Source organism: Solitalea agri, assembly GCF_023914155.1.
Lineage (GTDB): Bacteria > Bacteroidota > Bacteroidia > Sphingobacteriales > Sphingobacteriaceae > Solitalea > Solitalea agri.
This window is the reverse complement of record NZ_JAMWYS010000024.1, coordinates 515,791-539,592: the sequence shown is the minus strand read 5'-3', so window position 1 is coordinate 539,592 and position 23,802 is coordinate 515,791. Positions and strand designations below refer to the sequence as shown.

21 protein-coding genes and 1 tRNA gene are annotated in these 23,802 nt (G+C 37.1%); 12 read left to right on the top strand and 10 right to left on the bottom strand.

Features of this window, described 5'->3' with window-relative positions:
* Positions 1-17: 17 nt before the first annotated feature.
* Both NF867_RS07060 and NF867_RS07055 read right to left on the bottom strand, forming a co-directional pair.
* Entirely contained in the window at positions 18-1,511 is a 1,494-nt protein-coding gene (locus NF867_RS07060; protein ID WP_252587098.1) for a phytoene desaturase family protein, read from the bottom strand.
* Positions 1,508-2,179 (bottom strand): MarR family winged helix-turn-helix transcriptional regulator, encoded by a 672-nt coding sequence (locus NF867_RS07055; RefSeq protein ID WP_252587097.1) that lies wholly within the window; start codon positions 2,177-2,179, stop codon positions 1,508-1,510. The genes NF867_RS07060 and NF867_RS07055 overlap by 4 nt, the downstream gene beginning before the upstream one ends.
* A gap of 709 nt (positions 2,180-2,888) precedes the next feature.
* Here NF867_RS07055 and NF867_RS07050 point away from each other — a divergent pair.
* The 3 genes from NF867_RS07050 to NF867_RS07040 all read left to right on the top strand — a co-directional run bounded on the left by NF867_RS07050 (position 2,889) and on the right by NF867_RS07040 (position 4,658).
* A complete protein-coding gene (locus NF867_RS07050; RefSeq protein WP_252587096.1) occupies positions 2,889-3,143 on the top strand; it encodes a hypothetical protein in 255 nt (84 codons plus the stop codon).
* A 5-nt stretch (positions 3,144-3,148) separates the two neighbouring features.
* Entirely contained in the window at positions 3,149-3,868 is a 720-nt protein-coding gene (locus tag NF867_RS07045; protein WP_252587095.1) for a DUF3667 domain-containing protein, read from the top strand.
* A 73-nt stretch (positions 3,869-3,941) separates the two neighbouring features.
* Positions 3,942-4,658 carry a hypothetical protein gene (locus tag NF867_RS07040; RefSeq protein ID WP_252587094.1) on the top strand — a complete coding sequence of 239 codons (717 nt, stop codon included), beginning with the start codon at positions 3,942-3,944 and terminating at the stop codon, positions 4,656-4,658.
* Positions 4,659-4,683: 25 nt separating this feature from the next.
* On the opposite strand, the gene NF867_RS07035 is transcribed toward NF867_RS07040, so the two are convergent.
* The gene (locus NF867_RS07035) at positions 4,684-5,223 is read right to left on the bottom strand and encodes an FUSC family protein (RefSeq protein ID WP_256471372.1); all 540 of its coding nucleotides are present in this window, start codon (positions 5,221-5,223) and stop codon (positions 4,684-4,686) included.
* A 38-nt stretch (positions 5,224-5,261) separates the two neighbouring features.
* A complete protein-coding gene (locus NF867_RS07030; RefSeq protein WP_252587092.1) occupies positions 5,262-6,263 on the bottom strand; it encodes a hypothetical protein in 1,002 nt (333 codons plus the stop codon).
* A gap of 422 nt (positions 6,264-6,685) precedes the next feature.
* Here NF867_RS07030 and NF867_RS07025 point away from each other — a divergent pair, with 422 nt between their 5' ends.
* The 3 genes from NF867_RS07025 (at position 6,686) to pflA (ending at position 10,225) form a co-directional block, all read left to right on the top strand.
* Positions 6,686-7,558 (top strand): lysylphosphatidylglycerol synthase transmembrane domain-containing protein, encoded by an 873-nt coding sequence (locus NF867_RS07025; protein ID WP_252587091.1) that lies wholly within the window; start codon positions 6,686-6,688, stop codon positions 7,556-7,558.
* A 126-nt stretch (positions 7,559-7,684) separates the two neighbouring features.
* Positions 7,685-9,301: an ArnT family glycosyltransferase gene (locus tag NF867_RS07020; protein WP_252587090.1), complete on the top strand. Its 1,617-nt coding sequence runs from the start codon at positions 7,685-7,687 to the stop codon at positions 9,299-9,301.
* A 141-nt stretch (positions 9,302-9,442) separates the two neighbouring features.
* On the top strand, positions 9,443-10,225 hold the full coding sequence (pflA, locus tag NF867_RS07015) for a pyruvate formate-lyase-activating protein (RefSeq protein WP_252587089.1): 783 nt from the start codon (positions 9,443-9,445) through the stop codon (positions 10,223-10,225).
* A 67-nt stretch (positions 10,226-10,292) separates the two neighbouring features.
* Here the strand turns inward: pflA and pflB are convergent, their stop codons facing one another.
* Together pflB and NF867_RS07005 are read right to left on the bottom strand one after the other, a co-directional pair.
* A complete protein-coding gene (gene pflB, locus NF867_RS07010) occupies positions 10,293-12,518 on the bottom strand; it encodes a formate C-acetyltransferase (RefSeq protein ID WP_252587088.1) in 2,226 nt (741 codons plus the stop codon).
* 49 nt (positions 12,519-12,567) lie between these two features.
* Positions 12,568-13,476, bottom strand: coding sequence for a formate/nitrite transporter family protein (locus tag NF867_RS07005; RefSeq protein ID WP_252587087.1), 909 nt, complete (start codon positions 13,474-13,476; stop codon positions 12,568-12,570).
* Between the two features lie 641 nt (positions 13,477-14,117).
* Between NF867_RS07005 and NF867_RS07000 the strand changes: the two genes are divergently transcribed.
* The 3 genes from NF867_RS07000 to NF867_RS06990 all read left to right on the top strand — a co-directional run bounded on the left by NF867_RS07000 (position 14,118) and on the right by NF867_RS06990 (position 16,393).
* Complete coding sequence (locus NF867_RS07000) at positions 14,118-14,738, top strand: RNA polymerase sigma factor (RefSeq protein WP_252587086.1); 621 nt, start codon at positions 14,118-14,120, stop codon at positions 14,736-14,738.
* Entirely contained in the window at positions 14,728-15,507 is a 780-nt protein-coding gene (locus NF867_RS06995) for a tetratricopeptide repeat protein (RefSeq protein WP_252587085.1), read from the top strand. The genes NF867_RS07000 and NF867_RS06995 overlap by 11 nt, the downstream gene beginning before the upstream one ends.
* Before the next feature lie 175 nt (positions 15,508-15,682).
* Complete coding sequence (locus NF867_RS06990) at positions 15,683-16,393, top strand: hypothetical protein (protein ID WP_252587084.1); 711 nt, start codon at positions 15,683-15,685, stop codon at positions 16,391-16,393.
* 145 nt (positions 16,394-16,538) lie between these two features.
* Here NF867_RS06990 and NF867_RS06985 read toward each other — a convergent pair whose 3' ends face one another.
* Complete coding sequence (locus tag NF867_RS06985; RefSeq protein WP_252587083.1) at positions 16,539-19,319, bottom strand: CHAT domain-containing protein; 2,781 nt, start codon at positions 19,317-19,319, stop codon at positions 16,539-16,541.
* A gap of 101 nt (positions 19,320-19,420) precedes the next feature.
* Positions 19,421-20,302, bottom strand: a complete 882-nt coding sequence (locus NF867_RS06980; RefSeq protein WP_252587082.1) for a hypothetical protein — start codon at positions 20,300-20,302, stop codon at positions 19,421-19,423.
* 478 nt (positions 20,303-20,780) lie between these two features.
* Here NF867_RS06980 and NF867_RS06975 point away from each other — a divergent pair, with 478 nt between their 5' ends.
* The 3 genes from NF867_RS06975 (at position 20,781) to NF867_RS06965 (ending at position 21,752) form a co-directional block, all read left to right on the top strand.
* A complete protein-coding gene (locus NF867_RS06975) occupies positions 20,781-20,999 on the top strand; it encodes a cyclic nucleotide-binding domain-containing protein (RefSeq protein ID WP_252587081.1) in 219 nt (72 codons plus the stop codon).
* A 51-nt stretch (positions 21,000-21,050) separates the two neighbouring features.
* The gene (locus NF867_RS06970; protein WP_252587080.1) at positions 21,051-21,275 is read left to right on the top strand and encodes a hypothetical protein; all 225 of its coding nucleotides are present in this window, start codon (positions 21,051-21,053) and stop codon (positions 21,273-21,275) included.
* A 150-nt stretch (positions 21,276-21,425) separates the two neighbouring features.
* Positions 21,426-21,752, top strand: a complete 327-nt coding sequence (locus NF867_RS06965; protein WP_252587079.1) for a YegP family protein — start codon at positions 21,426-21,428, stop codon at positions 21,750-21,752.
* A 96-nt stretch (positions 21,753-21,848) separates the two neighbouring features.
* Here NF867_RS06965 and NF867_RS06960 read toward each other — a convergent pair whose 3' ends face one another.
* Entirely contained in the window at positions 21,849-23,483 is a 1,635-nt protein-coding gene (locus NF867_RS06960; RefSeq protein ID WP_252587078.1) for an ABC-F family ATP-binding cassette domain-containing protein, read from the bottom strand.
* Between the two features lie 133 nt (positions 23,484-23,616).
* Positions 23,617-23,689: transfer RNA gene (locus NF867_RS06955), tRNA-Lys, on the bottom strand.
* Positions 23,690-23,802 lie beyond the last annotated feature (113 nt).

Below are 23,802 nucleotides of genomic sequence, written 5' to 3'. Positions count from 1 at the left end.
TCCTTCAGACCCATACATCAACACTTTTCTTCATCGTATTTTGTTTTTAGTTTATGAAGTTCATTAGCTACAATTTTTCCTGAAATGATTGAAGGGGGAACCCCAGGCCCAGGTACAGTAAGTTGACCTGTATAAAAAAGATTGCTTATTTTTTTATTCCTGATTTTGGGTTTCAATACTGCAGTTTGTGAAAGCGTGTTGGCAAGTCCATAAGCATTGCCTCCATAAGCGTTGTAATCTTGAACGAAATCTGAAACGCAGTAACTCCTTTTATATTCAATCTTTGAGAGCAAATTTTCTATTTTAGTTAGTTTCTCAATGCGGCCAATCATTATGTTTAGATACTTTTCTCGTAATTCTTCATTGTCTTTAATGTCATTAGCTAAAGGCATTAACAGGAAAATATTTTCACAATTTGAAGGCGCTACACTTGAATCAGTCTTAGAAGGACAACAGGCATAAAACAATGGGTTTTCAGGCCATTTCCTATGGTTATATATCGCATCAATATGCTCATCTAAGTCATTTTCAAAAAATAAAGTATGGTGTTTGAGGTTTGCTATTTTTTCCTTGAAACCTAAGTAGTAAATCAAACATGAAGGCGCAAACGTTTTATTCTTCCAATATTCTTTGGTATAGTTTTTCAAATTTTCGTCTAATAAAGTTTCTGTATGATGATAATCAGACGAAGCGATGACAAAATCAAAAAAATGATTTTCTCCATTAATAAGTAAAGAAGTAACCTTTCCCTTTTTGGTATTTATTTTTTCTATTGTCTTATTAAAATGAAATGTGGCTCCCTGTGATTCTGCAACCTTTTGCATTGCTAAAACCAATTGATAAAATCCGCCCATTGGATAATGAGTTCCCAGAGCATAGCCTCCGTAATTCATTAAACTATATAGTGCTGGTATGTTTTTAGGTGAAGCACCGAGAAAAATAACGGGAAATTCCATTAAAACTCTCAATTTTGGATTATCAAAATATTTGGCAACGTAGCTTCTGAAATTAGTGAGCAAATCAAGTTTTAACGCACTCTTTGCAATTTTTGGTGACAAAAACTCTTTCCAGCTGTGACAAGGTTTATTTATAAACTCCTTCATACCCACTTGGTACTTAAACTGAGCCGCGTTCATAAATTCATCAAACTTCTCTCCAGCACCTACCTCCAATTCATTAAATAGATTTTTTAAATCTTCGTAAGATTTAGGAATGGCAATTTTCTCATCATTAAAAATCATTTCGAATTGTGGATTGAGAGAAACCAAATCAAAAAAATCGGAAGTTTTATAACCAAAATCAGTAAAGAAACCTTCTATTATATCCGGCATCCAATACCAACTTGGCCCCATATCAAAAACATATCCTTTTTCAGTAGTAAATTGCCTGGCTCTGCCACCTGGTTGATTATGCTTTTCAAATACGTGAACTTCATAACCATGTTTGGCAGCATAAGCAGCAGCAGACATGCCTGAAAATCCTGAACCTATTAAGGCTATTTTTCTTCTCATTTTACTATTGTTAATCTTGTTTTCAATGCTTCATTCAACAGTTCCTCAGGTTCTAAATTTTGGCAATAGATCGGATGGTGAAAATCATTGAGTTTCTTAAGCAATCGGATGAGTTCCATTTTTTCAATGTGGGACAAATCACCTGAAACAATATTGGTTGCTTGACGAATTTTGCCCATTTGTTTGTCAAGTGCTTCTAAACCTTTTGATGTTATGTTAATTACTTTGCTTCGTTTGTCCGTTTCTGAATCATTCTGCTGCACCCAATCTTGTGAAATCAAGCGATTGATAATTTGCATTCCAACGGGTTTATCTTGAATGTTCCTTTTTATCAACTCCATTTTTGTCATCTCACCAAAAGCTTTTAGATTGATGAGATAAATAAAATCTTCCTGCGTAGAAAAATCCGAACCATAAATAGCAGACTTAGAATAATTTTTGGCATAGCGATTCATGTGGACGATGAAAGTACTGATTACACTTTCAGGACTTCGACCATTTTCCTTACCCTCCCAGTCGGGTTCAACGGTGGTCTCTGATTTAGAAGAATTAAAAATTACCCATTGCTTAAACCCACTTAAATCATTAGAAAATAGGTTCGATTTGGAATTTGAGTTTTCAAATTCCCACATTAAATCAATGATATCTTTTAATAAATGAAAATCCATTTTTCTTAGAATACTAAATGAGAAACTAAATTAGGATATAAATATACTATTTTAAATTAAAGAAATTAAAATATGGACCAAATTATTATTTTATGGAAATATATAGTTTATTATTAAACTATTTCCGTAAATTAAAACCAACCTGACTTGTACTTCCTCAGAACTTAGTCAACCCAGTTGATAAGGCTGACAAGAAGAGCTTTAACTCAAAATCGTATTGGTTTTACCCCTGGGGAAAATCAGGAACTCATAAAGGCGTAGATATTTTGCTAAAGAAGGGACCTCTGTTTTTTCTTCCATTGGCGGACTAGTAATTTTTAAAGGAGAAATTGAAAGGGGGAGGTAATGTAGTTTTAGTCTTGGGGTCAAAATGGAGACTGGAAGCTATTAAAATACTGTTTCAGGATTTTGCCACTAAATTAAATGCCCCTGCTTTTGTGCCGCCTGAAAAAGAGAAACATGATCTATCGGCACTGCTGGAAGAATTAAATCTCAATAAGAATTTACATATCGAAATCATCCAGACGAAAGACCTGAAGCAAGTTTGTTTGGTTATGAAATTTATATACTTTTATAAAAACGCCTTTGTTAATCTTAACTCTTTTGAAGTATTAATCTTGTTTTGTTTATCTTCTTTTTAAAGTGATAAAAAATATAAAGGTACTTCAGGTAACAATTGCTTCATCTCACTACTAAAGAACTACGATAAATGGAAAACAAAGGACTTTCACAGTTAACAGACCAGGAACTATTAGATGAAGCAAAGAAAATGAAATCATTTTCTCTTACTAATGCTTTATTTATTGGCTTTCTATTGGGTATTGTATTGTACAGTATTTTCAAAAGCACTTTTGGATTTTTAATGCTTATTCCTTTGTATTTTGTTCATAGAATGATTAATGATCCTAAAAATATCCGAATTAAAGAATTGGAAGCATTGTTAAAACATCGAAATTTGAAATAACCAAAATGACAGAGAATTGCAATAACTGTAATACCGCAGTAGCTTCAAAATATTGTCCAAACTGCGGACAACCAGCCCAGCTTAAAAGAATTGATGCACATTACATAATTCACGAAATTGAACACGTCTTACATTTTGAACGTGGAATTTTATATACCATTAGAGAGCTTATTTTAAATCCAGGGCAGAACGTTAGAAATTACCTAATAGAAAACAGAAGTCGGCTTGTAAAACCAATAATTTTCATAATTGTAACTTCCTTAATTTACACCTTATGTAACCATTATTTCCACTTTGAAGATGGTTATATTAAATATTTAGATAGTCAACAATCAACGACCACAATACTGTTTAAATGGGTGCAGGGACATTATGGTTATGGCAATATAATTATGAGCGCTTTTATTGCTTTATGGATAAAACTGTTCTTCAGAAAATTTCAATTCAATTTTTTTGAAATTTTAATTTTACTCTGCTTCATAATGGGAATAGGAATGTTGATTTATTCAGTTTTCGGCATTGTTCAAAGCTTGATACATATTAATGTTATGCAGATTTCTGGTGTAGTTGGATTTGTTTATATGACTTGGGCAATTGGACAATTTTATGGAAAGAGTACAATTATCAATTATGTAAAAGCTTTTTTTGCTTACATATTAGGTATGCTTACGTTCATATTGGCTGTAGTGTTAGTTGGGTCAATAACTGATATGTTTATAAGATAAAAATAACAGCAGCTCATTCACATGTTACATGCCGAACGCCAAGTCCCAACGCAAAACCTGAACAGAAATCTAAATGATAGAAAATTTACCAACATATATTTCGCTGATTTTTGCACTGACAACAATTGCAACGTTAGTATTTTTCATTTGGGCAGTTAGCAACTCAAACTCGGCACAGACACGAAAAAAAGCATTGTCGATTTTTATTGGTTTGGCAGTTTGGTTAATATTCCAAACGGTTTTAACTATAAGCAATGTTTACAATTCGGGCACCAATTTTTTTCCGCCGAAAATATTGTTGTTGGGGATTTTGCCAACAATCCTGACAATTATTTTATTGTTTTCAACTTCAAAAGGCAGAACATTTATTGACAGTTTGCCATTAAGAAACCTGACGTATTTAAACATTGTGAGAGTTCCAGTTGAGATAGTTCTGTATTGGTTATTCCTCAACAAAGCAATTCCTGAGCTGATGACTTTTGAAGGTCGGAACTTTGATATTCTTGCAGGCATTACAGCGCCGATAATTGCCTATTTCGGTTTGACAAAGCATAAAATCGGACGAAATGGAATTTTACTGTGGAATTTTGCTTGTCTTGGATTGCTAATAAATATTGTTGTGAATACATTGTTTTCAACACCTTCTCCAATACAAAAATTTGCTTTTGAACAACCGAATATTGCGATATTGAATTTCCCGTTTAGTTGGTTGCCGACGTTGATAGTTCCAGTAGTATTATTTGGACATTTGACAGCAATTCGACAATTATTAAAACATAAAGCGAACTAGGCAACAAATGGCTAACTTATTAGGCTCATTTATTTCCTTTCGAAGAAGGTTCTAATGCCTCAGGTGAGGGTTGAATCATCCAGACTTTTGACATAAGCAGGCTCACCAAAAGCCCTACCAAACATCCAAATATAACCTCAGCCACTTTATGAAGACCTTGCTCTAAGCCAACTCTGGCCTCTCCGTGTGTGACACTTTCGGCTATCACTACTGCGGCTGTGATAGGAGCCTGTCGCCACATGGTTTTAATGCGAACGATATAAGACGAAACGAGCACCGTGGTACCCAACGCAAGCGGCAACAGCCATTCCTTTGCACCACCGATCAGCAGAAAAAACAATCCCACAGCGCAGCCAACCATTACATTGATCAGTCTTGATCTGAACATTTTGCGAGCTTCGGCCGGCTGGGGGTCTGACGCTGCCACCATGGAGGCGATCGCCCAGATAGGGTTAGTATCCTCCAGCGCCCGTAAGGTGGTCCATACGATACATGTTGCTATAGCCACATTGATAGCAAATCGCAAGCCAAGAATATGATCAAATGAAAGGCCAAGCTGTTTCATCAGCACTTCGGCTTTCTTCGATGATCGGTGTGTCATGACTATTCGTGGCTATTAGGCGGATTGCCCATGGACCTGTAAACCACACCAGTTTTGGTAGCATTTAGGGAAATCCAGTCCTTTGCTGCATACTGGAGCATTATAAAATATCGCTCTGCCCTTTGCATGGCTTCGAGTTTCAATTCTTTTCGGTCTTTGAACCTGATTTGGTAGGCTAGTTCGGCAATGAGCGGCCGGTGTTCACCTCTTGTACGCCAAATGGCCATGTTCACCTTCGCTTTAATGCCATCACCCAAATCGAGAATGCCGATGTCTTGTAATACTTCTTCAACGATCATGTCGTTGACGAGTTGAATTCTTTCACCTGCATTTTCCTTAAGATGTTTCAGAACTGGGAATATTTCCGATATGGTATCGAATGAGAACACATCATTGTGAGTGACGCTAGATCTGGGGAATTGCACATTATGCGAATACAACATTCGGATTCCTCCCAAATGATCTTTGAGGGGTAATGCCTGGCACTTAAATTTTACCCTGTAATCACCACTGATTAAAGGACGCACATCAGTTTCGGCAGCTTGCTGAAGGTCCGGATGGCGGAATTTGAACACAATTTCAGGATTTGATGCCGGGAACCCATCTTCATAAGCAATGCGCCTACGCAAAATAAATCCATTATTATAAAGTTTGAAATCTGGGGTATCTACAAAAAGCACTTCACGGATCTTGATCGGCATATTGATAAACCCTTCGGTTTGAAAGTTGCAATGTAGTGCTGCCGCTGGTTTCTTCATTACTTTTACCAGGTCGAAAAGGGAGTTGCGCGAAACAAAACGGTTGGGCTTTAAAATAAGCTTGAATGCCAGATAGTTTAATTCATTATAGGGAAGGCCATCTGCATAGGTTCCTTGTTTGATCAGGGGAACGTTACCCGCCCAAACAGTTGAGTTCATCTGTCCGTTTTCGATCAATGTATCTTTTTTACCTGGTTGAACTTTTCCATTTTTGGCCTGCGAAGCCTCGGTTTCGTTTTTTTCCATAAAGTTTAGGTTTTAAGTGAGTAGTCATACACCAGCGTATCACCTGATCTTAAGTCCCTGTATATAAGTTACGTTTTTTTCTTTATTCTTCCGCTTTGAAGTTTCTTTAAGTCTTTCTTTATGAGGAATCTAACTCTTTTAAGGGAAACGGAAGACCGACAGATATAAACCCTCAAAAAACTGTACGCTTTTTCAGCAGATTAGGATTTATTGGCCTAACTTTAGGAATAGCGATCATTTTTTATCTGCTGTTTGTACAGCTAGTTGTCCATAATATTTTAGGAAAACCGCTTTGATTTTGGATATAATATTCTTCTGGGCGGCATACAAATGATTACTCTGGGCATTCTTGCCGAGCTTAATAGACAGACCTAATTCGAATCATAACAGCAAAAACTGATCAATAAGAACGATTTATATCCATGGAAAAAAAGATACTAGGGGGGTACGTCAAACTGCTAATTAAAATTGGGATCAGTGGACTTTGCCTTTGGCAGGTATTTCGCAAAATAGATCTTAGAGAACTCGTTCAGGCTTTTAAGACAACCCATTTAAACTGGTTGCTAGTGGCCTTTGCTTTTTTTGTTATTTCCAAAATCAGTTCAGCGATTCGTTTAAATACCTTTTTCAGGGCAATAGGATTGAATTTTTCTGATAAAGCCAATCTGCGTTTGTATTGGCTCGGAATGTTTTACAATCTTTTCCTTCCAGGTGGAATTGGTGGTGATGGCTATAAAATATGGTGGCTGAACAAGCAGTTTGACGTTTCGGGAAAAAAGCTTTTCTGGGCAGTTTTCTTTGATCGTGCAAGCGGACTTATGGCATTAGGACTGTTGACTTGCCTGCTTGCGCTTATGTCACCTGTGTTTAGGAATTGGGAGTGGGCCATTATTTTGTTAGGAGGCATTGCTTTAGCCACATTCTATGCAGTCTACCATTTCTTCTTTCCGGAGTTTAAGCCTTATTTCTGGAGTACTAACGCTCAAGGAATATTAGTTCAGGTAGCCCAGCTAATCTGTGTAGTTTGCATTTTAAAAGCTTTAAATATCCATGAGCATTACGTTGATTATTTAATGATTTTCCTGGTCTCGTCGGTGGTGGCCATCATGCCCTTTACAATCGGTGGCCTTGGCGCACGCGAATTGGTTTTTCTTTTCGGATCTCAATATTTAAAACTGGACATGCATTACGCGGTAACCATCAGCTTATGGTTTTATGTGATTACCGCCTTGGTTTCACTTTTGGGAGGCTATTATGTTTTTAATGCGAAAAAGCTGGAACTGAAAGAAGGGTAGACAAGCACTCCCCGAGTGGAAAGGTTCAATATACTATCTTTCACCTTTACATGATTTTTCATCTTATGATTGAAATTAGCTAAAACACGACCTGCATTTGCAGTAATAGAGTAATAGATTGAATAAATGAGGGCAAAATATTTTATGGCGGTTAACAGAAATGGTGTGTATACATCTGTTATAATGCTGTTGGCTGTCTTGTTGTATTTCTCATATTTAGGTAAAACACCTATTTATATTCTTGATGAAGCGAAGAATGCCCAGTGCGCCCGTGAAATGTTTGACAGGAGCGATTGGGTGGTCCCAACTTTTAACCAGGAGCTGCGAACAGATAAACCTCCGTTTCATTACTATTGTATGATGACTGCCTTCAAACTTTTTGGCGTAAACGAATTTTCAGCCCGTTTTTTCTCCGCCATTTTTGGATTACTTACGCTACTGATTACTTATTATTTCGTTAGAAAGCATTTAGGTCAGAAAAAGGCATTTATGGCGGTGCTAGTGCTGCTTTCATCGCTTCATTTTACCTTTGAAATGCGATTGGCCGTTCCCGATCCTTACCTGATTTTTCTTCTTTCTGCATGCCTTTTTTCCATTTTTACCTTTATTCAAACTGAAAAGAATAAGTTTCTATGGTTCACCTACATTGCTATGGGCCTGGGTATTCTTTGTAAAGGTCCGCTAGCGGTTTTGCTGCCCGGTTTAATAGTTTTCGTTTATTTGATTGTAACTAAAGATCTCAGCTTTAAGCGAATTTTGAGTTTCAAGCCTTTGTTGGGATTGTTTGTGGTGCTTATCATTTCGCTGCCTTGGTATTTGGCAGTTGATAAAGCAACTAATGGGGCCTGGGTAAAAGGTTTTTTGCTCAATCATAACGTGCATCGTTTTACTGATGTTAAAGAAGGACATGGAGGTTTCTTTGGTTTAACCACCCTCTATATTCTGATTGGTTTCTTACCATTTTCGGTATTTATTGTTCAAATCATAAAAAAATCGATAAGTAACTGGGCTAATCCGTTTATTAAGTTTAGCGTGGTAACAGTATTGACTTTTTGGTTGTTCTTTACTGTTTCTGATACCCAGCTTCCTAATTATCCGATGCCAGCTTATCCTTTTATGGCTTTGCTTATCGGTAATTACCTGTTTGATGTTATAAGTGGAATCGCTAAAGGGTCATTTCAAATCCCATTGATGGTTTATTTGATCATCACTTTGGTCCTGCCAATGGGTATTTATTTAGCCTTGAAAAATGAGCCGCCTCTTGCCCGATTCACTTATTTAGCGATTCCATTTTTGGTGTTACCCATATCCGCCTGCATTACCCGTCTGTTGTGGTCGAGGAACCAAATAATGGGAATAGCCGTCATGTCAGGGGCATTTATACTTACCTCATTTATTTTTTTCTCCTTTATTTACCCTAAAGTATATAGCCAAAATCCGGTAGTTAAAAGCTTAGGACTTATTCAGACTGGCAGGCCGGTTGTGGCTTTTAAGAAATATAATCCGGGGTATAATTTTTATTTAAACCACCCGATTAAACGTTTTACCGATGTAGACTCTTTGAGAAGATTTATTGAACTGCATCCTAACTGTGTTTTGATCACCAGGGAAGGAACCCTTGCGGATCTGAAGTCGATTAAAAATATTCAAATAGTGTTTTCTGGGAAGGATCTATTTGAAAAACCTGTTACAGTTCTTTTAACCACTACCGCTAGCTATGAAACAAATAATCATTCAAACTAGAACATTTTTGTAGTCCTGCCGCAAGGTTTTTCGAATAAATAAATTGCTTGATTGACAAGTGTTTAATTCGATATAAGATTGTTAAATTACTGTGTTATTAAATAATTCAACATTCGTCAATCCATACTCATTTATCAGCACATGTACTTTCCATTTCAAGAAATAGAGGCGGAAGAGCTAAATGCCAGGGATCCTGAATTTATACGCATTCATTCTTTGGAAACCTTTGGTACGCATGATGGGCCAGGTATACGGATGGTGCTGTTTGTTCAAGGCTGTCAATTCCGTTGTTTATACTGTCAGAATGCAGATACTTTGGATGTGAATGGCGGACAGCAGGTGTTAATTAATGAGCTGGTGGAAAGGGCCAAACGACAAAAGGGATATTTTGGAGCCGATGGTGGCGTTACGGTTTCGGGAGGTGAACCTTTATTGCAGCGCGCTAAATTGATCACGTTCTTTAAACGTTTGCATGAAGAAGGCATTAACACCTGTCTCGATACCAATGGGCGGTTGCTGGATGACCAGGTGAAAGAACTGTTGTCGCATACTGATCTGATCTTGCTGGATGTAAAACACATCAATGAAGAATGGCATCGTAAACTTACCGGTGTTTCTAATAAGCCAACGCTTCAGGTGGCCAACTACTGTGAACAAATTGGGATGCCTATGTGGCTACGTTATGTGCTGGTGCCCGGATGGAGCGATCAGCCCGAATATGTAGAAGAATGGGCGAAGCATTTTTCAGATTATAAATGCGTTCAAAAGGTGGAAATTCTGCCTTATCATAAATTAGGTGTCCATAAATGGGAAATGCTGGGAATGGATTATGGTTTACCCGGCGTAGAAGCTCCTTCCGCAGAAGTTAAAGAACGTACACTCCGTATCTTCCAGAAGTATTTTAAAAATGTACAATTGAAATAAGCAGCTAAAAGCAAAAAATCCCTGCCAGTTTGCCCGGCAGGGATTCTTATTTATTTGGTTTAATGTATTACATGCTTTCGTGGAACGTACGCGCAATTACTTCCAGTTGATGCGCTTTTGAAAGACGTACAAAGTTTACAGCATAACCCGATACACGAATCGTTAATTGCGGATAATTATCAGGGTTGTTGTAAGCATCCATCAACGTTTCGCGGTTGAGCACGTTCACATTTAAATGATGGGCACCTCTTTCAAAGTAACCGTTCATGGTTGTCACCAGGTTTTTTACTTGGTCTTCCTTGGTCGCTCCCAATGATGCAGGCACCATAGAGAAGGTGTTGGAGATACCATCCTGTGCATCCGCGTATTCCAGTTTACTTACCGAATTCAGTGAGGCAATAGCACCGGTTTTATCACGTCCATGCATTGGATTGGCTCCCGGAGCAAATGATTCACCCGCTTTACGGCCATCTGGAGTAGCTCCTGTATTTCTGCCATACATCACGTTAGATGTAATGGTCAGCAGCGATAGAGTAGGCTCTGCGTGTTTATAAGCGTTATGTTTGCGCAATTCGCTGATAAAGAACTTTGTGATTTCTTTAGCAATGTTATCCACGCGGTCATCGTCATTACCAAATTGAGGATATTCTCCTTCTATTTCGAAATCAGTAGTGAGGCCTTGGTCATTGCGAACAGGGGTAACTTTAGCATATTTGATCGCTGCGAATGAGTCGGCGATAATAGAGATACCTGCGGCGCCATAGGCAATGTCAATGCCCGGATTCGTATCGATCAATGCCATTTGTGCTCTTTCATAGTAATATTTATCATGCATGTAATGAATGATATACATTGACTTGGCATATACCCTGGCCAGTTCTGAAAGCACTTTTTTGAAGTTATCCATTACCTTTTCGTAGTTCAACGGGCCTTCTGCAACAGCAGGAACATCGTTAACGATCAGTTTACCATGTGATTCTTCACGGCCTGCGTTCAAGGCAATTAATAAAGCCTTCGGCAAGTTAGCGCGGGCGCCAAAGTGCTGAATGCGTTTACCGATTGGCTGGTACGAAACGCAACATGCAATGCCGTAGTCGTCATACTCACGTACTTCGCGCATTAGATCATCGTTTTCGTATTGAACCGAAGAAGTGTCGATCGAAACTTGTGCGCAGAATTTTTTGAAACCTTCCGGCAAGTGCTCCGACCATAGTACAGTCAGGTTAGGTTCAGGAGCCGGGCCGAGGTTATATAAAGTTTGTAAGAAACGGAAAGATGTTTTGGTAACCTTGGTTCGTCCATCGGCCATTTGTCCACCAATTGACTCGGTTACCCATGTTGGGTCACCACCAAAGATCTCATCATAAGCTCCTGGGCGCAAGTGACGAACCAAACGTAATTTCATTACAAATTGGTCGATCAATTCTTGTGCTTCGGCTTCGGTGATCAGGCCTTCTTCTATATCATGTTCAATATAAATATCAAGGAAAGAAGAGGTATTTCCCAATGACATGGCGGCACCATCTTGTTCTTTCACTGCAGCCAGGTAAGCAAAATAGGTCCATTGAATGGCTTCATGCGCATTTTCGGCAGGACGAGATACATCGTACCCGTATTCTGCAGCCATTTTAATCATGTCATTTAATGCATTTATCTGCTGGGTGATTTCTTCACGTAAACGCACTTTTGAATCATCCATTGCACCGCTAACCGCTGTGAAATCAGCTTTTTTTGCAGCGATTAACGCATTGGCACCATAAAGAGCCAGGCGGCGGAAATCGGCAATGATACGGCCTCGCGCATAGTTGTCGGGCAAACCGGTTAAAACGTGGTTCGATCGGTAGGTTTTTATTTCCGCATCATAAGCATTAAAGACAGACTGATTGTGGTCGTTGGCATAATTGAAAATATCGATCACACGGTCAGAAACCTTTAATCCGCGTTCGGCAACAGCATTTTCAACCAGTTTGATGCCCCCAAAAGGTTTCATGGCACGTTTTAAAAGCACATCCGTTTGCAAGCCGACAATCACCTCGTCATCTTTTTGGATGTATCCAGGACGGAATGCCGTCATGGTTGAAATGGTTTCTGTATCTATATCACGGCAACCGTTATTTTTGCGTTCCTCAAGCAAGGCTTCTTTAGCGGCTTCCCATAATCGAATGGTTTTTTCAGTGGGGCCTACCAGAAAAGAAGCATCACCTTCATAGGGACTAAGGTTTTGTACAACGAAATCGTAAGGATTGATTCCACTGGTCCATTTACCTGTTTTAAACGGGACTACTGTTTTCATGATCTATTTTATTAAGAGTTATTTTGATTAGGATTTATTTAATTAGCTTTTAGCTTATTTTTTCATTTGGAGCCATTGTTTTATGCTCATTTCTTAGATAAATAACGCCGGCGGGATTCTTCTCTTTTCTCAAGTACATAAACCAGGATACGCCTCCCAATAAGATTGCGCCTCCTATAAAGTTGCCAATAGTAACAGGGATAAAATTGTTGAAAATGGCATTGCTTAGGGTTAAATGCGATAGTTTTTCAGGAGTTACATGCCATTTGCTCATGGCCTCGGCAACAAATGCAGGATCGTTTTTACAAAGCAATCCCATAGGAATGTAATACATGTTAGCTATAACGTGTTCCAAACCTAAAATGATGAATAAATAAATTGGAAAGAATGTTCCGAATATTTTGCCGGTGAGATCTTTAGCTCCGTAGCATAACCATACACCTGCACATACCAGCAGGTTGGCAAAAATGCCTGATAATGTTGCTGAAGAGAACGTCAGATTAGATTTGTAAGCGGCTGCTTTTATGGCATATGCACCATACGAACCATCTGCATGATTTACCTGGTTTAGATAATAAAGGCTGAAGACTACTAGCAATGAGCCTAATAAATTGCCGATATAAGCAAGAGAAAGATTTTTAAGGAATGCGCTCCATTTAGTTTTGCCGTCAAGGACTGAAATCATGATAAGGCAATTGCCTGTAAATAGGTCGGCCCCAGCCAAAAGGATGGTAATAAGTCCTACCGGGAAAATGATACCACTTAACAGACGTGCAAAGCCGAGCGAGTCAGGAAACTGTTGGGCCACTACCATGGTGCCATGTCCGGCCAGACCCAGAAAAATCCCTCCCATAAAACCCAGGATTAAGATTTTAACAGAATCGGTGTTCGCTTTTTTAATGCCTACCTGTAAGGCATATTCTGTAATTTCTTGCGGAGCGTGATAACCTGCAGCCATTAGTTGAGCGTTTTGTAAATTCTTTATTTACAGTGATTTAAATGAGGCTGCAAAAGTATGGAGTGTTATTTAGGTATAAATTGATATTAATCAGGTAATTAAAGAAATTTTGTTTTTTATTGTAAGATTTTTTTAACGTGTAGGAATGTTTTAGGCTGATTGATTTTTGGTGGTTTCAAATCCTGGATTGGGCAGGGCTGATTATAAGTTCCTAATCTGCCTACCAGTACTATATTGGCGATAAATATTATTTTTAAGCTTAATACTGTTTACCCATAGCATGTTTAATGATAACCCTTGAAAATTATACTAAGAATAATTACAGATTCAAAGTCCAGGAAATAGAGAAAATAGTTTATTGTTTTGATAGCAAAATCCCAAAAACGACTTTTTTCTAAAAGAAGGTCAATAAGAAAGGCCTTATATTTAAAGACACCGGAGAGTAACATGATTGGAACTATGCTAGTTATGAGCTAAGCTCCACCTTGTTAGTTACTTTCTGTCATTTAAATTAGTTTTAGTACCACTTTGCTAAAAGTCTATAGCATTGGACATTCCTAATCCATTCCCATTTATTGTAATGAAAAATAAAGAAAATAGGTTACAATGTACTCCTTGTCATTTACTAAGTCATGTATTCTATGGAAATGAAAGATGAATTAATTGATCATACAGATAAAGAACTGGTTGAGCTTATAAAAAACAAAAAAAAATCAGAGGCTACGATAAGGTACTTGTACAAACGATATTTTCAGTATACAGCAAACTTTATTTGTGCAAACAATGGCATGCAGGAAGACGCAGAAGATATTTTTCAGGAAGTTCTGGTAGCTTTTATTGACTTGATACGAAAAGAAAAATTTAGGGGGGAAGCTACCGTAAAAACATACTTGTATGCCATGACAAGGAATTTATGGCTAAATGAGCTAAAAAAGCGAGGAAGATCATTACTTAGGGAAACTGTGTATTCCAATGATCTAGAGATGACTAATCCTGATTTTTCTTACGCAATTGCTACTCGTGAAGCCAAAGAGCAGGTTTATGCAATAATGGATCTTCTTGGCCAAACTTGTAAAAAAATATTGATCTTATTTTATTACGATCAATTACCTATGAAAGAGATTATTGAAAAAGTAAATTATGAAAATGAGCAGGTGCTAAGAAACAAAAAACACAAGTGTATGAAACAGCTTAGTGAATTGGTGAATAAGGATGAGAATACTAAACTGATATTTAAAAATTTGTTGAGACATGGAAATTAATCCTGAAGGAGAAAATGCAAATCTTTTTGATAGCTATTTAAATAGAGAACTTTCAGACAAAGAGCTGCTTGAATTCAAGAAAAAGCTGGAAAGTGATATTGAATTTGCTTACAAGCTTGAGAAATACACAACTACTCAAGTTGTATTAGAAAATTATGCACTCCGGGAAGAGATAAGATCTACACTCACTTCCATGAAACTGGAAAAACAGCATGATTCAGTTGATTACACCATTATTCCACTACGGATACCGAGGCGAAGAAACTGGATGAGAATTGCTGCCAGTGTGGCCCTTCTGTTCGTTACTTTTACGGCCTACCAGTACTTTTCAATCACGAACAATAAATTATACGATGAAGAATTTAAACCCTACAAGTTGGCCACTGAAAGGAGCGAAACTAATGCTTCAAATTCAATTGAAACGGCCTACTTAAACAACAATTATTATAGCACAATAAAAAGTTTCGAGCAATCAACAAATCATGCTACCAAGGAGTATTTTCTTGCCGGAAATGCTTATTTGGAAGAAAAGAAAATCGACAAGGCTATTCAATGTTTCGAATATATCTTGAGCCATCCAGAAGGGAAACAACAGTTTTATGAGGATGCGGAATTCTACTTAGCTCTTGCACTTTTGGAAAAAAATGAACCCCAAAAAGCATTAGCAATTTTGGAAAAAATCAATTTAGACAAGAATCACTTATATCATGAAAAAGTTAACAATTGGTTTTTACTAAAGGTCAAAATTGTGCAACTAAAACACTCCTGAGAAAGTCAAAAAATGAACTAATAAAAGCTTAAGTGTATGATCACTTAAGCTTTTGTTGTTGATTATTAATTGTTTATAAATATGTTGCCACTCTTCGGTTACATTTTATTTCATGGTATTTACCAATAGTAAAATCCAAAACCTATTAATTTAACTATCCATTAAACAAGTAAACATGAAAAGTACATTGAATTCATCAATTGGCTTAAGTCTTCTAATCATCAGTTTGACTGCCATCTCTTGCAAAAAGGAAGATAGTGCTGCAACCTTTCATTATCAGATCAAAACAACAAGTGCCCCAGCAGTAACTACTGCTTCTGGAGTAAGTACAGAAAGCACACCTGCATCTATCAAATGGAACGAAGGCTACATTAACGTATCAGAAGTAGTCTTTGAGGCAGAGAAAGACGAACCAGATGGTCAAAACAATGATGTTGATAAGGTAGATTTTGAGTACAATGATTTGGTTAAGGTGGATCCATTTGCAACTTCTGGTAATACTTTCGGGAATGTAAGTATTGTTCCTGGCGCGTATGAGAATATTGAAATACAAGTTAAAGTTAAAAATTCACATTCTGTTCCACCAATTGTTTTAAAGGGTACTTACACTAGTACAGGTGTAACTACTCCTGTTGAGTTGTTTATAAATGAAGACCTTGATATAAACGCTGATTATGGAGATTTTAGCGTAGGAGAAAATCGCGATTACTTAGGACTGATTACTTTACGACTGGATTTATTATCGGCTGGTATTACATTAGAGGAATTAAACGCTGCAAGTAAAGTTGATGGGAAAGTTGTTATTAGTCAAACATCAAATGCCGCTATTTATCAGAAAATAAAAGCTAATATAGAGGCTATTACTGATGTACAGTTTGAAAATTAAAACAATATTTCGGTAAAAAAGGCGACTAAAACAGTCGCCTTTTTTTATGGATAAAGCTGTGAAATAACTAAAAGCATATAGTAGATTTTAGCTTCGTCTTAGGCTTAACAAATGCAAAAGTGTTTTTATAGTAACATTAACCAGTTTAAATGATCACCGTCCCTTGTTTCAGCTGGGCCTTAAACTGGACCTTTTTTTTTCTAACCCCCCAGTATAAAATCACTATCAGAAGCAGGGTCATAAAGAACAGAGATACATAAGTTAAGAGGTTATCATTTGATGATTCTTGTATCTCTCCTACGAATATAAAATTAGCCCAGTAATTGGGTGTTCTAAATCTGCTTTCAATTTCTGGATCATTTAAATAAGTCAATTTGGCTTTTCTAAGAGCCTCTTCGGCGCTATAGCCTTCTTTAAGATACTTATGTAGTAAGATGGAGATCTTTGAAGATGATTCGTCATTTGCGTTCCATAGTGTAGAAATAATATTCGGACAGCCAGCATAGGCAAAAGCCCGAGCGAGGCTCATAATTCCTTCTCCATTTACGAGTTTACCATTGCCGGTTTCGCAGGCGCTTAGAATAACCAGTTTAAGGTTATTTAGTCGCATGTTATAGATCTCGGAGGTGAAAAGCTTGAAGTCACTTTGTTTATTTTGGCTATAAGGATAAAAGGAAATAAAGGCATTCAGGGGGTCATTCACGTCGGTTTTTGCATGTGTAGCCAGGTGAATAATGTTATAGTTGGATGCTATTTTCAGGAAAAGCTTTTTTTGAGCGTCCTTGCCATAATACCGGTCGCCGTTGATGTCTTTTATTTCTTCTCCTGATGCTGGTAAATACAAAAAACCAATGTTTGAATTAATTGAACGATCTGTAAATGGAGCCATTGCCAGAATTCGATCTTGAGTGTTATTGGTTTTTAAAGATTTTATGCCAAGAAAAGAGAATGAATAAGCATAGGCAATTGCATAGTCATGCAAAATGAATTTATCAAATTTAGGAGTAGAATTTAGTGCTTCAAAAGGGATATAATTCAGCTCTCCGTCAGGAATAATCAGGAGCTTTTTATAGGAAGAAATCGATCTGATAAATGGATAAACGAGCTTTTGAAATAAACGGAAAGAAGGAGCATATCCATTGTATTTACTCCCCGCAGGCAATTCGTATAATTCATTCTTAAAACTGTAAAGGTCTTTTATAAAAGCGTTATCAATTGGTTGTCGGCTGGCTGAAAATCCATCTGGAGATAAAAAAAATGTGAATAGCTCTGTACTCCCCATGAAATAAGAAATTGCAGCAGTATTGGCATTTTTAAGATATGATTGAAGGTCTTTTCTGCTTACTGTATTGGAATTATATTTTAAATGATAATACGTTTCGTTTTTCTCAAATTGTTTTTGAACTCTTCCTAACTCTATTTCAAAATCCCTGATTTGGTTTCTTAAATCTAAGCCATTTTTAGTGTCTTGGGATTCGGAAAGTTTAAGCATTAATAGGGTGATTTTCTGCTTTATTCTTTTTTCCTGTTCGATGAGATGAGTAGGGACCCCGGGCACATTTTTTATTTCCAGGTTGCGAATGCTTTCATATAAAACGGCACCTTTACTCATTTCAGAAAGAGTAAAAGCGGTTTCTAAATAAAAATTGCTTTTGTCTCGATCATACAGGTCAAAAGCAGTGTTAATTGCCTGCTCAAAGATTTCATGAAGATCATTGCCAAAGAACAGCTTTGCTTCGTCAGAATCATAACTTTTTCTGATATAATCTGCTAAACCTAAGGCAAGCTGATAGGTTTTCAAGGCCATCTCTAAATCTTTGAATTCCTTGGTTTCGCTCCCCAGTTTACGAAAAACAGCTGCTTTTCTTATTAAAGTATGATAAAGTTCAAGTACTGAAATTGCGTTGTTAGCTACAGGGGGATTTGTGTATATGTTTTTATCTTCAAACGAAAGAGTAAGATTTATGATTGCAAGTTGCAACTCTTCTAAGGCTTTTCGATAATTCCCTTGTTGCTCCTGAATACTGCTCTTGCCCAGGTGGGTTGATGAGCGATCCACATTTTTACCTAAACCAAAAAAAGTTATATTTTCTTTTAAAGCACGATTAAAGTATAAACCAGCTTGTTGATACTCTTTTTTATTAAAATAGGCGTTAGCAAAGTCATTAAAAAGGCGGATTCTTGAAACAGGATCAATTTCACTTCTCACCTGTGACAAATACATTAAAGCACTATCATTCTTCCCCATTCTGAGGTAAGTATGTCCAATGTTTTGCTTTAAGGAGGCTAAACCTATTTCATACGGTAATAAATCTTTATAAAGCTTTAAGGCTTTATTATAATGACCTAATTTTCTGAAAGCTGAAGCAAGATTATTACTTAAATAAACCAATGCATCTTTATCAATACTTTTCTGACTATTGATAATTGAAATAGCCTTCTCGAAGTAATTTTCACTTTGAAGATAATTACCCGATTCATAGTATAAGGCACCTAAGGAATTATAAAGGCGATCTAGGGAAGAAATATTCCGTGTATTTAAACTGATTTTTTCTGCCTGATCAAAATAATATTTAGCCGAATCAAAATTGCTTAAGATATAGTATGCATTTCCTGCATATAGATAATTTTTAAAGAGCCCTGAATCTGGACTGTTTTTTACCTTCTGTGAATGCTTAATCGATTGGAGATACGAGTTTATTGCTTTTCTTTGATCATTGATACTTTGATACAAGGTTCCTGATTTAAAAAAAGCATCTACCAAGCGAGGATAACCCTTTTGTACCCTTAAATAGTCTTTTATTGCATTTAAATAGTTTTTTAGAGCAAGACTATCGGTTTGAGATGTTGGTTCAATTATATTATAATACTTTTCAGCTTTCAAATAATACTTATCTCCCTGGTTGTTTTGACCGGAAACAATCAAAAAAGTTGAGGTGAAAAATACTATTAGCCCTAATCTTATAAAACTATCCTTGAAAGAGAATCGCACAATTTGAAATTTATTAAAACCATCTTTATGATCGTTTACCTGGCTACAATGACCAAATAAGGTGGGCGTTTTTTGACTGTCATAGCTCCTTCAACACTCTTAACTCCAGAGTTTTCAATTGTTTTATTTGAAAAAAAGATACTGGTTGAATTAGATTGTTTTGCTTTCAGTTCTGCTAACAAATTTGCTGGAATATCATTCATGGTGTCAAAATAAAACACTCTTACCGTAATACTATTCAAAGCCCTGTCACTTGCATCATTTAAACGGTAATATATTTTGAAGTCCTTAAAAATGCCATTAGTTAGATTGTTGCCCAGAGCTCCGTTTTCTAATGATTGCTTTAGATCAATTTGTCCGGTAGCTTTACTTATCGCCAATCCTTGCGAGTTAGCCGATGGCTCATCTTGGTTGCCATCATCGTCCAGGTCTGGGTCATCTATCTCACATTGGTTTTGGTCTTCATTGCCATCATTATTCGAATCATTACAAGGTGCTGTTTTATTTTCATCTTCATCAAATACCGGTTTAGCTAAATGGTTATTATTAGTAAACACATAAATACTATCCTTGTAATCCATTCCAGATATTACAAACTCTGTTTTTAGCACCGTTTGTTGGTCTGTGGAGGTAAAAGTAACAGTGTATTTTAATCCTGTTTCGCTTTGATTAATATTGATCTCCCCAGTATTTTCATTAATTACTAATCCCCAAGGTTTAGCAGTGAATTTACCTTCAATAGCCGGTTTTTTAACGGGTTTAATAACAAAATCAATTGGAGTGTTTTTAAGGTAAAATAAATTTGACCCATAATTCAATTTGGGTTCTGCTTCTATATTTCTGCTGCAATTGATCAATGCCAAACTAATCAATCCGGAAAGGACTACTACAAACAGCGTATAAATTCTTCTTTTCATCTTCGCAACTTAAGTTAACCTAAGTGGTTTTTGCATTACATATGTATACGACAAAGTTAGATGATTTGTGCTAAAAAAATTTGATTACATAATATCTAACAATATTCCTTGAGTTTACAGCAAAATTGTCTTTAACGTACTATATATAGGTGTATTCAACATCCATTTTCCCCTTTTTGATTTGAAATAAAATAAAATTTTGAATCCTTGCTTGTTTCAGGAATTTGAAGGGAATTAAGGTATTGCACCTGGCATCAATAAGACAGCTGTTCAAACAGAAGAACTGATAATGAGTGTGAAATAATGGACGGATTGACAATGGCAACCTGTCGTTCACCGCTGGACTTTCGTATTGAGAAGTTGTTCGGACATAATCCTAAACTCTTTTACTATTTTTCCACCAGTCACCCTATCAAAACTTTATTGCGGATAAGTAGTATTTTTAAATTCGATTAGATTTATCTAAAGTCACGATTTAATGATAACCCTTGAAAATTATATCGGGAATAATTACATTTTCAATACCCTGGAAATAGAGAAAATTATTAATTGTTTTGAGCGCAAAACCTTAGACAAAAACGGCTTTTTTCTAAAAGAAGGTCAGTATTGTAAAAGCATTGCATTTGTTGAGTCGGGCATTTTTCTTTATTATACTGTAAAAGATGGGGAAGAAAAGGTATGTGATTTTGCTTTTTAAAATGATTGGATCACTCATTTTAAGAGTTTACGAAACAACAGTCCTTCGGAGATGAATATTCGAGCACTTGAACGTTCAGAAATTAAGATCATATCAGTTTCAAAATTGGAGGCACTTGTAGCTGAAATGCCCTCAGTAAATCAAATACGGGCAAATTTGGCCGAATTATACTTTACACTTTCCTCCGAACATTCAGCTCACCTGGCTATACTGAATGCTACGGTAATCCACGAGCCTTATCCACTAAATCTCTTTTTCAACGTACCCATTGGCTAGACGTTTGGTCACTAGAAGATATACAATGTTGCCAATAAGCTAAATTAATCATTATCGACTCGCAAGGTTGCTTTACCAGCCTTAGCCCAGCACTATCACAATTATCTACTGAAAAAGCAGTAAATTGAATCCATATCAATTCATAATTTTATGGGAAAGTTTGTAACTAAAAAGGGAAATGACGGCCAATATTATTTCAACCTTAAAGCCGACAATGGTCAAATTATTTTGAGCAGTGAAGGGTACAGTTCTTCCTCGGCAAGAGAAAATGGAATTGAATCGGTAAAGACTAATGCCCCAAACGGCGACCATTATGATCGTAAAACCTCAAGCAATGGCAAATACTATTTTAATCTAAAAGCTGTCAATGGTCAAATAATTGGTAAAAGCGAATTATATGAAAGCTCGTCAAGTCGTGATAACGGTATTGAATCAGTAAAGAAAAACGCCCCCGACGCTACGATTGTGGAGGAGTAGATACAAAATGTTTAAAGACAAAAAAGGTGAAATTGTAGTTTCACCTTTTTTGTTTTATGATTAGCATTTCTTCAAACCTCAGAATAAATACCTTTTTTAGTTTTGTTCAATTTCCTTTAAACTATCCATTTTCTTGTAGGCTAAGAATCCTTTGATATCTTCAAAGTGTTCGCGGACACGTTTATTACCAAACTCGAATACTTTGTTTACCAGCCCATCCAGGAAATCCCGATCATGGGATACCAAAATCAGCGTTCCATCAAAATCCTTCAAAGCGTCCTTGATAATGTCCTTCGTCTTCATGTCCAAATGGTTCGTCGGCTCATCCAGAATCAACACATTTACCGGTTCCAACAGCAATTTGATCATGGCCAAACGCGTTTTCTCGCCACCTGAAAGCACCTTAACTTTTTTGGTGGTGTCATCGCCACTAAACATAAAGGCACCCAAAAGGTCTTTGATCTTTATCGTTCCATCGCTTAACGGAATCTGATCAATAGTTTCGAATACGGTTAAGTTCTCATCCAGCAAGGCCGCTTGATTTTGGGCAAAGTACCCAATCTTGGCATTGTGCCCTACTTTTAATCCGCCTGCAAAATCAATCTCGCCCATAATGGCTTTGATCATTGTCGACTTACCTTCACCATTTTTACCGACAAAAGCTATTTTTTCACCCCGTTCAATCACCATTGATGCTTTTTCAAACACGACATGATCTCCATATGTTTTGGTCAGTTCTTCCACCATTACCGGATACTGCCCGGAACGAGGCGAAGGAGGGAATTTCAATCGCAATGCCGAAGTATCTACTTCATCGATCTCAATAATTTCGAGCTTTTCGAGCATCTTCACACGCGATTGCACCTGCAAAGTTTTGGAATAAGTCCCCCTGAATCGATCTATAAATTCCTGGTTATCTGCAATAAAACGTTGCTGCTCCTCATAAGCTTTCAATTGGTGTACTCGACGATCAGCACGCAGCTGGAGATAATGACTGTATTTGGCTTTGTAATCATAAATTCGGCCCATGGTAACCTCAATGGTACGATTGGTAATGTTATCTACAAAAGCACGATCGTGCGAGATCACCATAACCGCCTTTGCCGAGTTGATCAGGAAATCTTCCAACCATTGTATACTTTCTATATCCATATGGTTAGTAGGCTCATCAAGTAAGATGAGATCAGGTTTCTTTAACAGAATTTTTGCTAACTCAATGCGCATACGCCATCCACCTGAAAATTCAGAGGTTTGACGGGTAAAGTCCTTACGTTCGAAACCTAAGCCTTTTAGTACCTTTTCTACCTCTGCATCGTAATTAGTCTCTTCAATCGAATAAAATTTCTCGCTCACCTCCGACATGCGTTCGATCAATTTCATATAATCATCGCTATCGTAATCGGTACGAATAGTAAGCTGCTCATTCAACTCATCCAGCTCTTTTTTCATTTGGTTCACCTCTTCGAAAGCCTTCATCGTTTCTTCAAAAACAGTGACTTTATCCTGAGTAAGCAAATGCTGTGGCAAATACGCTATTACCGCGTCTTTGGGACCGGATACGTTTCCTGAAGTGGGTTTCGCTACATCGGCAATAATCTTTAGGATGGTCGACTTGCCTGCACCATTTTTACCCATAAGGGCAATCTTATCATTCTCGTTTATCGAAAAGGTTACGTCGCTAAAAAGAGTGGTTCCGCCAAATGAAACGGATATGTTATTTACATTAATCACTGTATGGAAAAATTGAATTGGCGGCAAAGATAAAAGAAAGACATCGGATTATGGAGAGAGAAATCGTAGGCTTGCTCGCTAAAATAAAATACGCTGTAAATAATAGATTTACAGCGTATTATGAGAAATCTTGTGACCCCGGAGAGGCTCGAACTCTCGACCCGCTGATTAAGAGTCAGCTGCTCTACCAGCTGAGCTACGGAGTCAATGCTGGTTATTTTAATTTCAATATAGGAAAAAATAATCTCCCAAAGAGAAGCTATAAACAAAAAGAGCGTCCATATTTTCGGGACGCTCTTTTTCTGATTTTATATGGAGG

Coding starts and splice junctions, on each gene's coding strand:
- NF867_RS06970 (WP_252587080.1), top strand. CDS start 21,051: ATGAATATTCGAGCACTTGAACGTTCAGAAATTAAGATCATATCAGTT.
- NF867_RS07055 (WP_252587097.1), bottom strand. CDS start 2,179: ATGGATTTTCATTTATTAAAAGATATCATTGATTTAATGTGGGAATTT.
- NF867_RS07050 (WP_252587096.1), top strand. CDS start 2,889: ATGGAAAACAAAGGACTTTCACAGTTAACAGACCAGGAACTATTAGAT.
- NF867_RS06965 (WP_252587079.1), top strand. CDS start 21,426: ATGGGAAAGTTTGTAACTAAAAAGGGAAATGACGGCCAATATTATTTC.
- NF867_RS06980 (WP_252587082.1), bottom strand. CDS start 20,302: ATGAAAAGAAGAATTTATACGCTGTTTGTAGTAGTCCTTTCCGGATTG.
- NF867_RS07030 (WP_252587092.1), bottom strand. CDS start 6,263: ATGGAAAAAAACGAAACCGAGGCTTCGCAGGCCAAAAATGGAAAAGTT.
- NF867_RS07020 (WP_252587090.1), top strand. CDS start 7,685: ATGAGGGCAAAATATTTTATGGCGGTTAACAGAAATGGTGTGTATACA.
- NF867_RS06990 (WP_252587084.1), top strand. CDS start 15,683: ATGAAAAGTACATTGAATTCATCAATTGGCTTAAGTCTTCTAATCATC.
- pflA (WP_252587089.1), top strand. CDS start 9,443: ATGTACTTTCCATTTCAAGAAATAGAGGCGGAAGAGCTAAATGCCAGG.
- NF867_RS07035 (WP_256471372.1), bottom strand. CDS start 5,223: ATGAAACAGCTTGGCCTTTCATTTGATCATATTCTTGGCTTGCGATTT.
- NF867_RS07000 (WP_252587086.1), top strand. CDS start 14,118: ATGGAAATGAAAGATGAATTAATTGATCATACAGATAAAGAACTGGTT.
- NF867_RS06975 (WP_252587081.1), top strand. CDS start 20,781: ATGATAACCCTTGAAAATTATATCGGGAATAATTACATTTTCAATACC.
- NF867_RS07005 (WP_252587087.1), bottom strand. CDS start 13,476: ATGGCTGCAGGTTATCACGCTCCGCAAGAAATTACAGAATATGCCTTA.
- NF867_RS06995 (WP_252587085.1), top strand. CDS start 14,728: ATGGAAATTAATCCTGAAGGAGAAAATGCAAATCTTTTTGATAGCTAT.
- NF867_RS07045 (WP_252587095.1), top strand. CDS start 3,149: ATGACAGAGAATTGCAATAACTGTAATACCGCAGTAGCTTCAAAATAT.
- NF867_RS07060 (WP_252587098.1), bottom strand. CDS start 1,511: ATGAGAAGAAAAATAGCCTTAATAGGTTCAGGATTTTCAGGCATGTCT.
- NF867_RS07040 (WP_252587094.1), top strand. CDS start 3,942: ATGATAGAAAATTTACCAACATATATTTCGCTGATTTTTGCACTGACA.
- NF867_RS07025 (WP_252587091.1), top strand. CDS start 6,686: ATGGAAAAAAAGATACTAGGGGGGTACGTCAAACTGCTAATTAAAATT.
- pflB (WP_252587088.1), bottom strand. CDS start 12,518: ATGAAAACAGTAGTCCCGTTTAAAACAGGTAAATGGACCAGTGGAATC.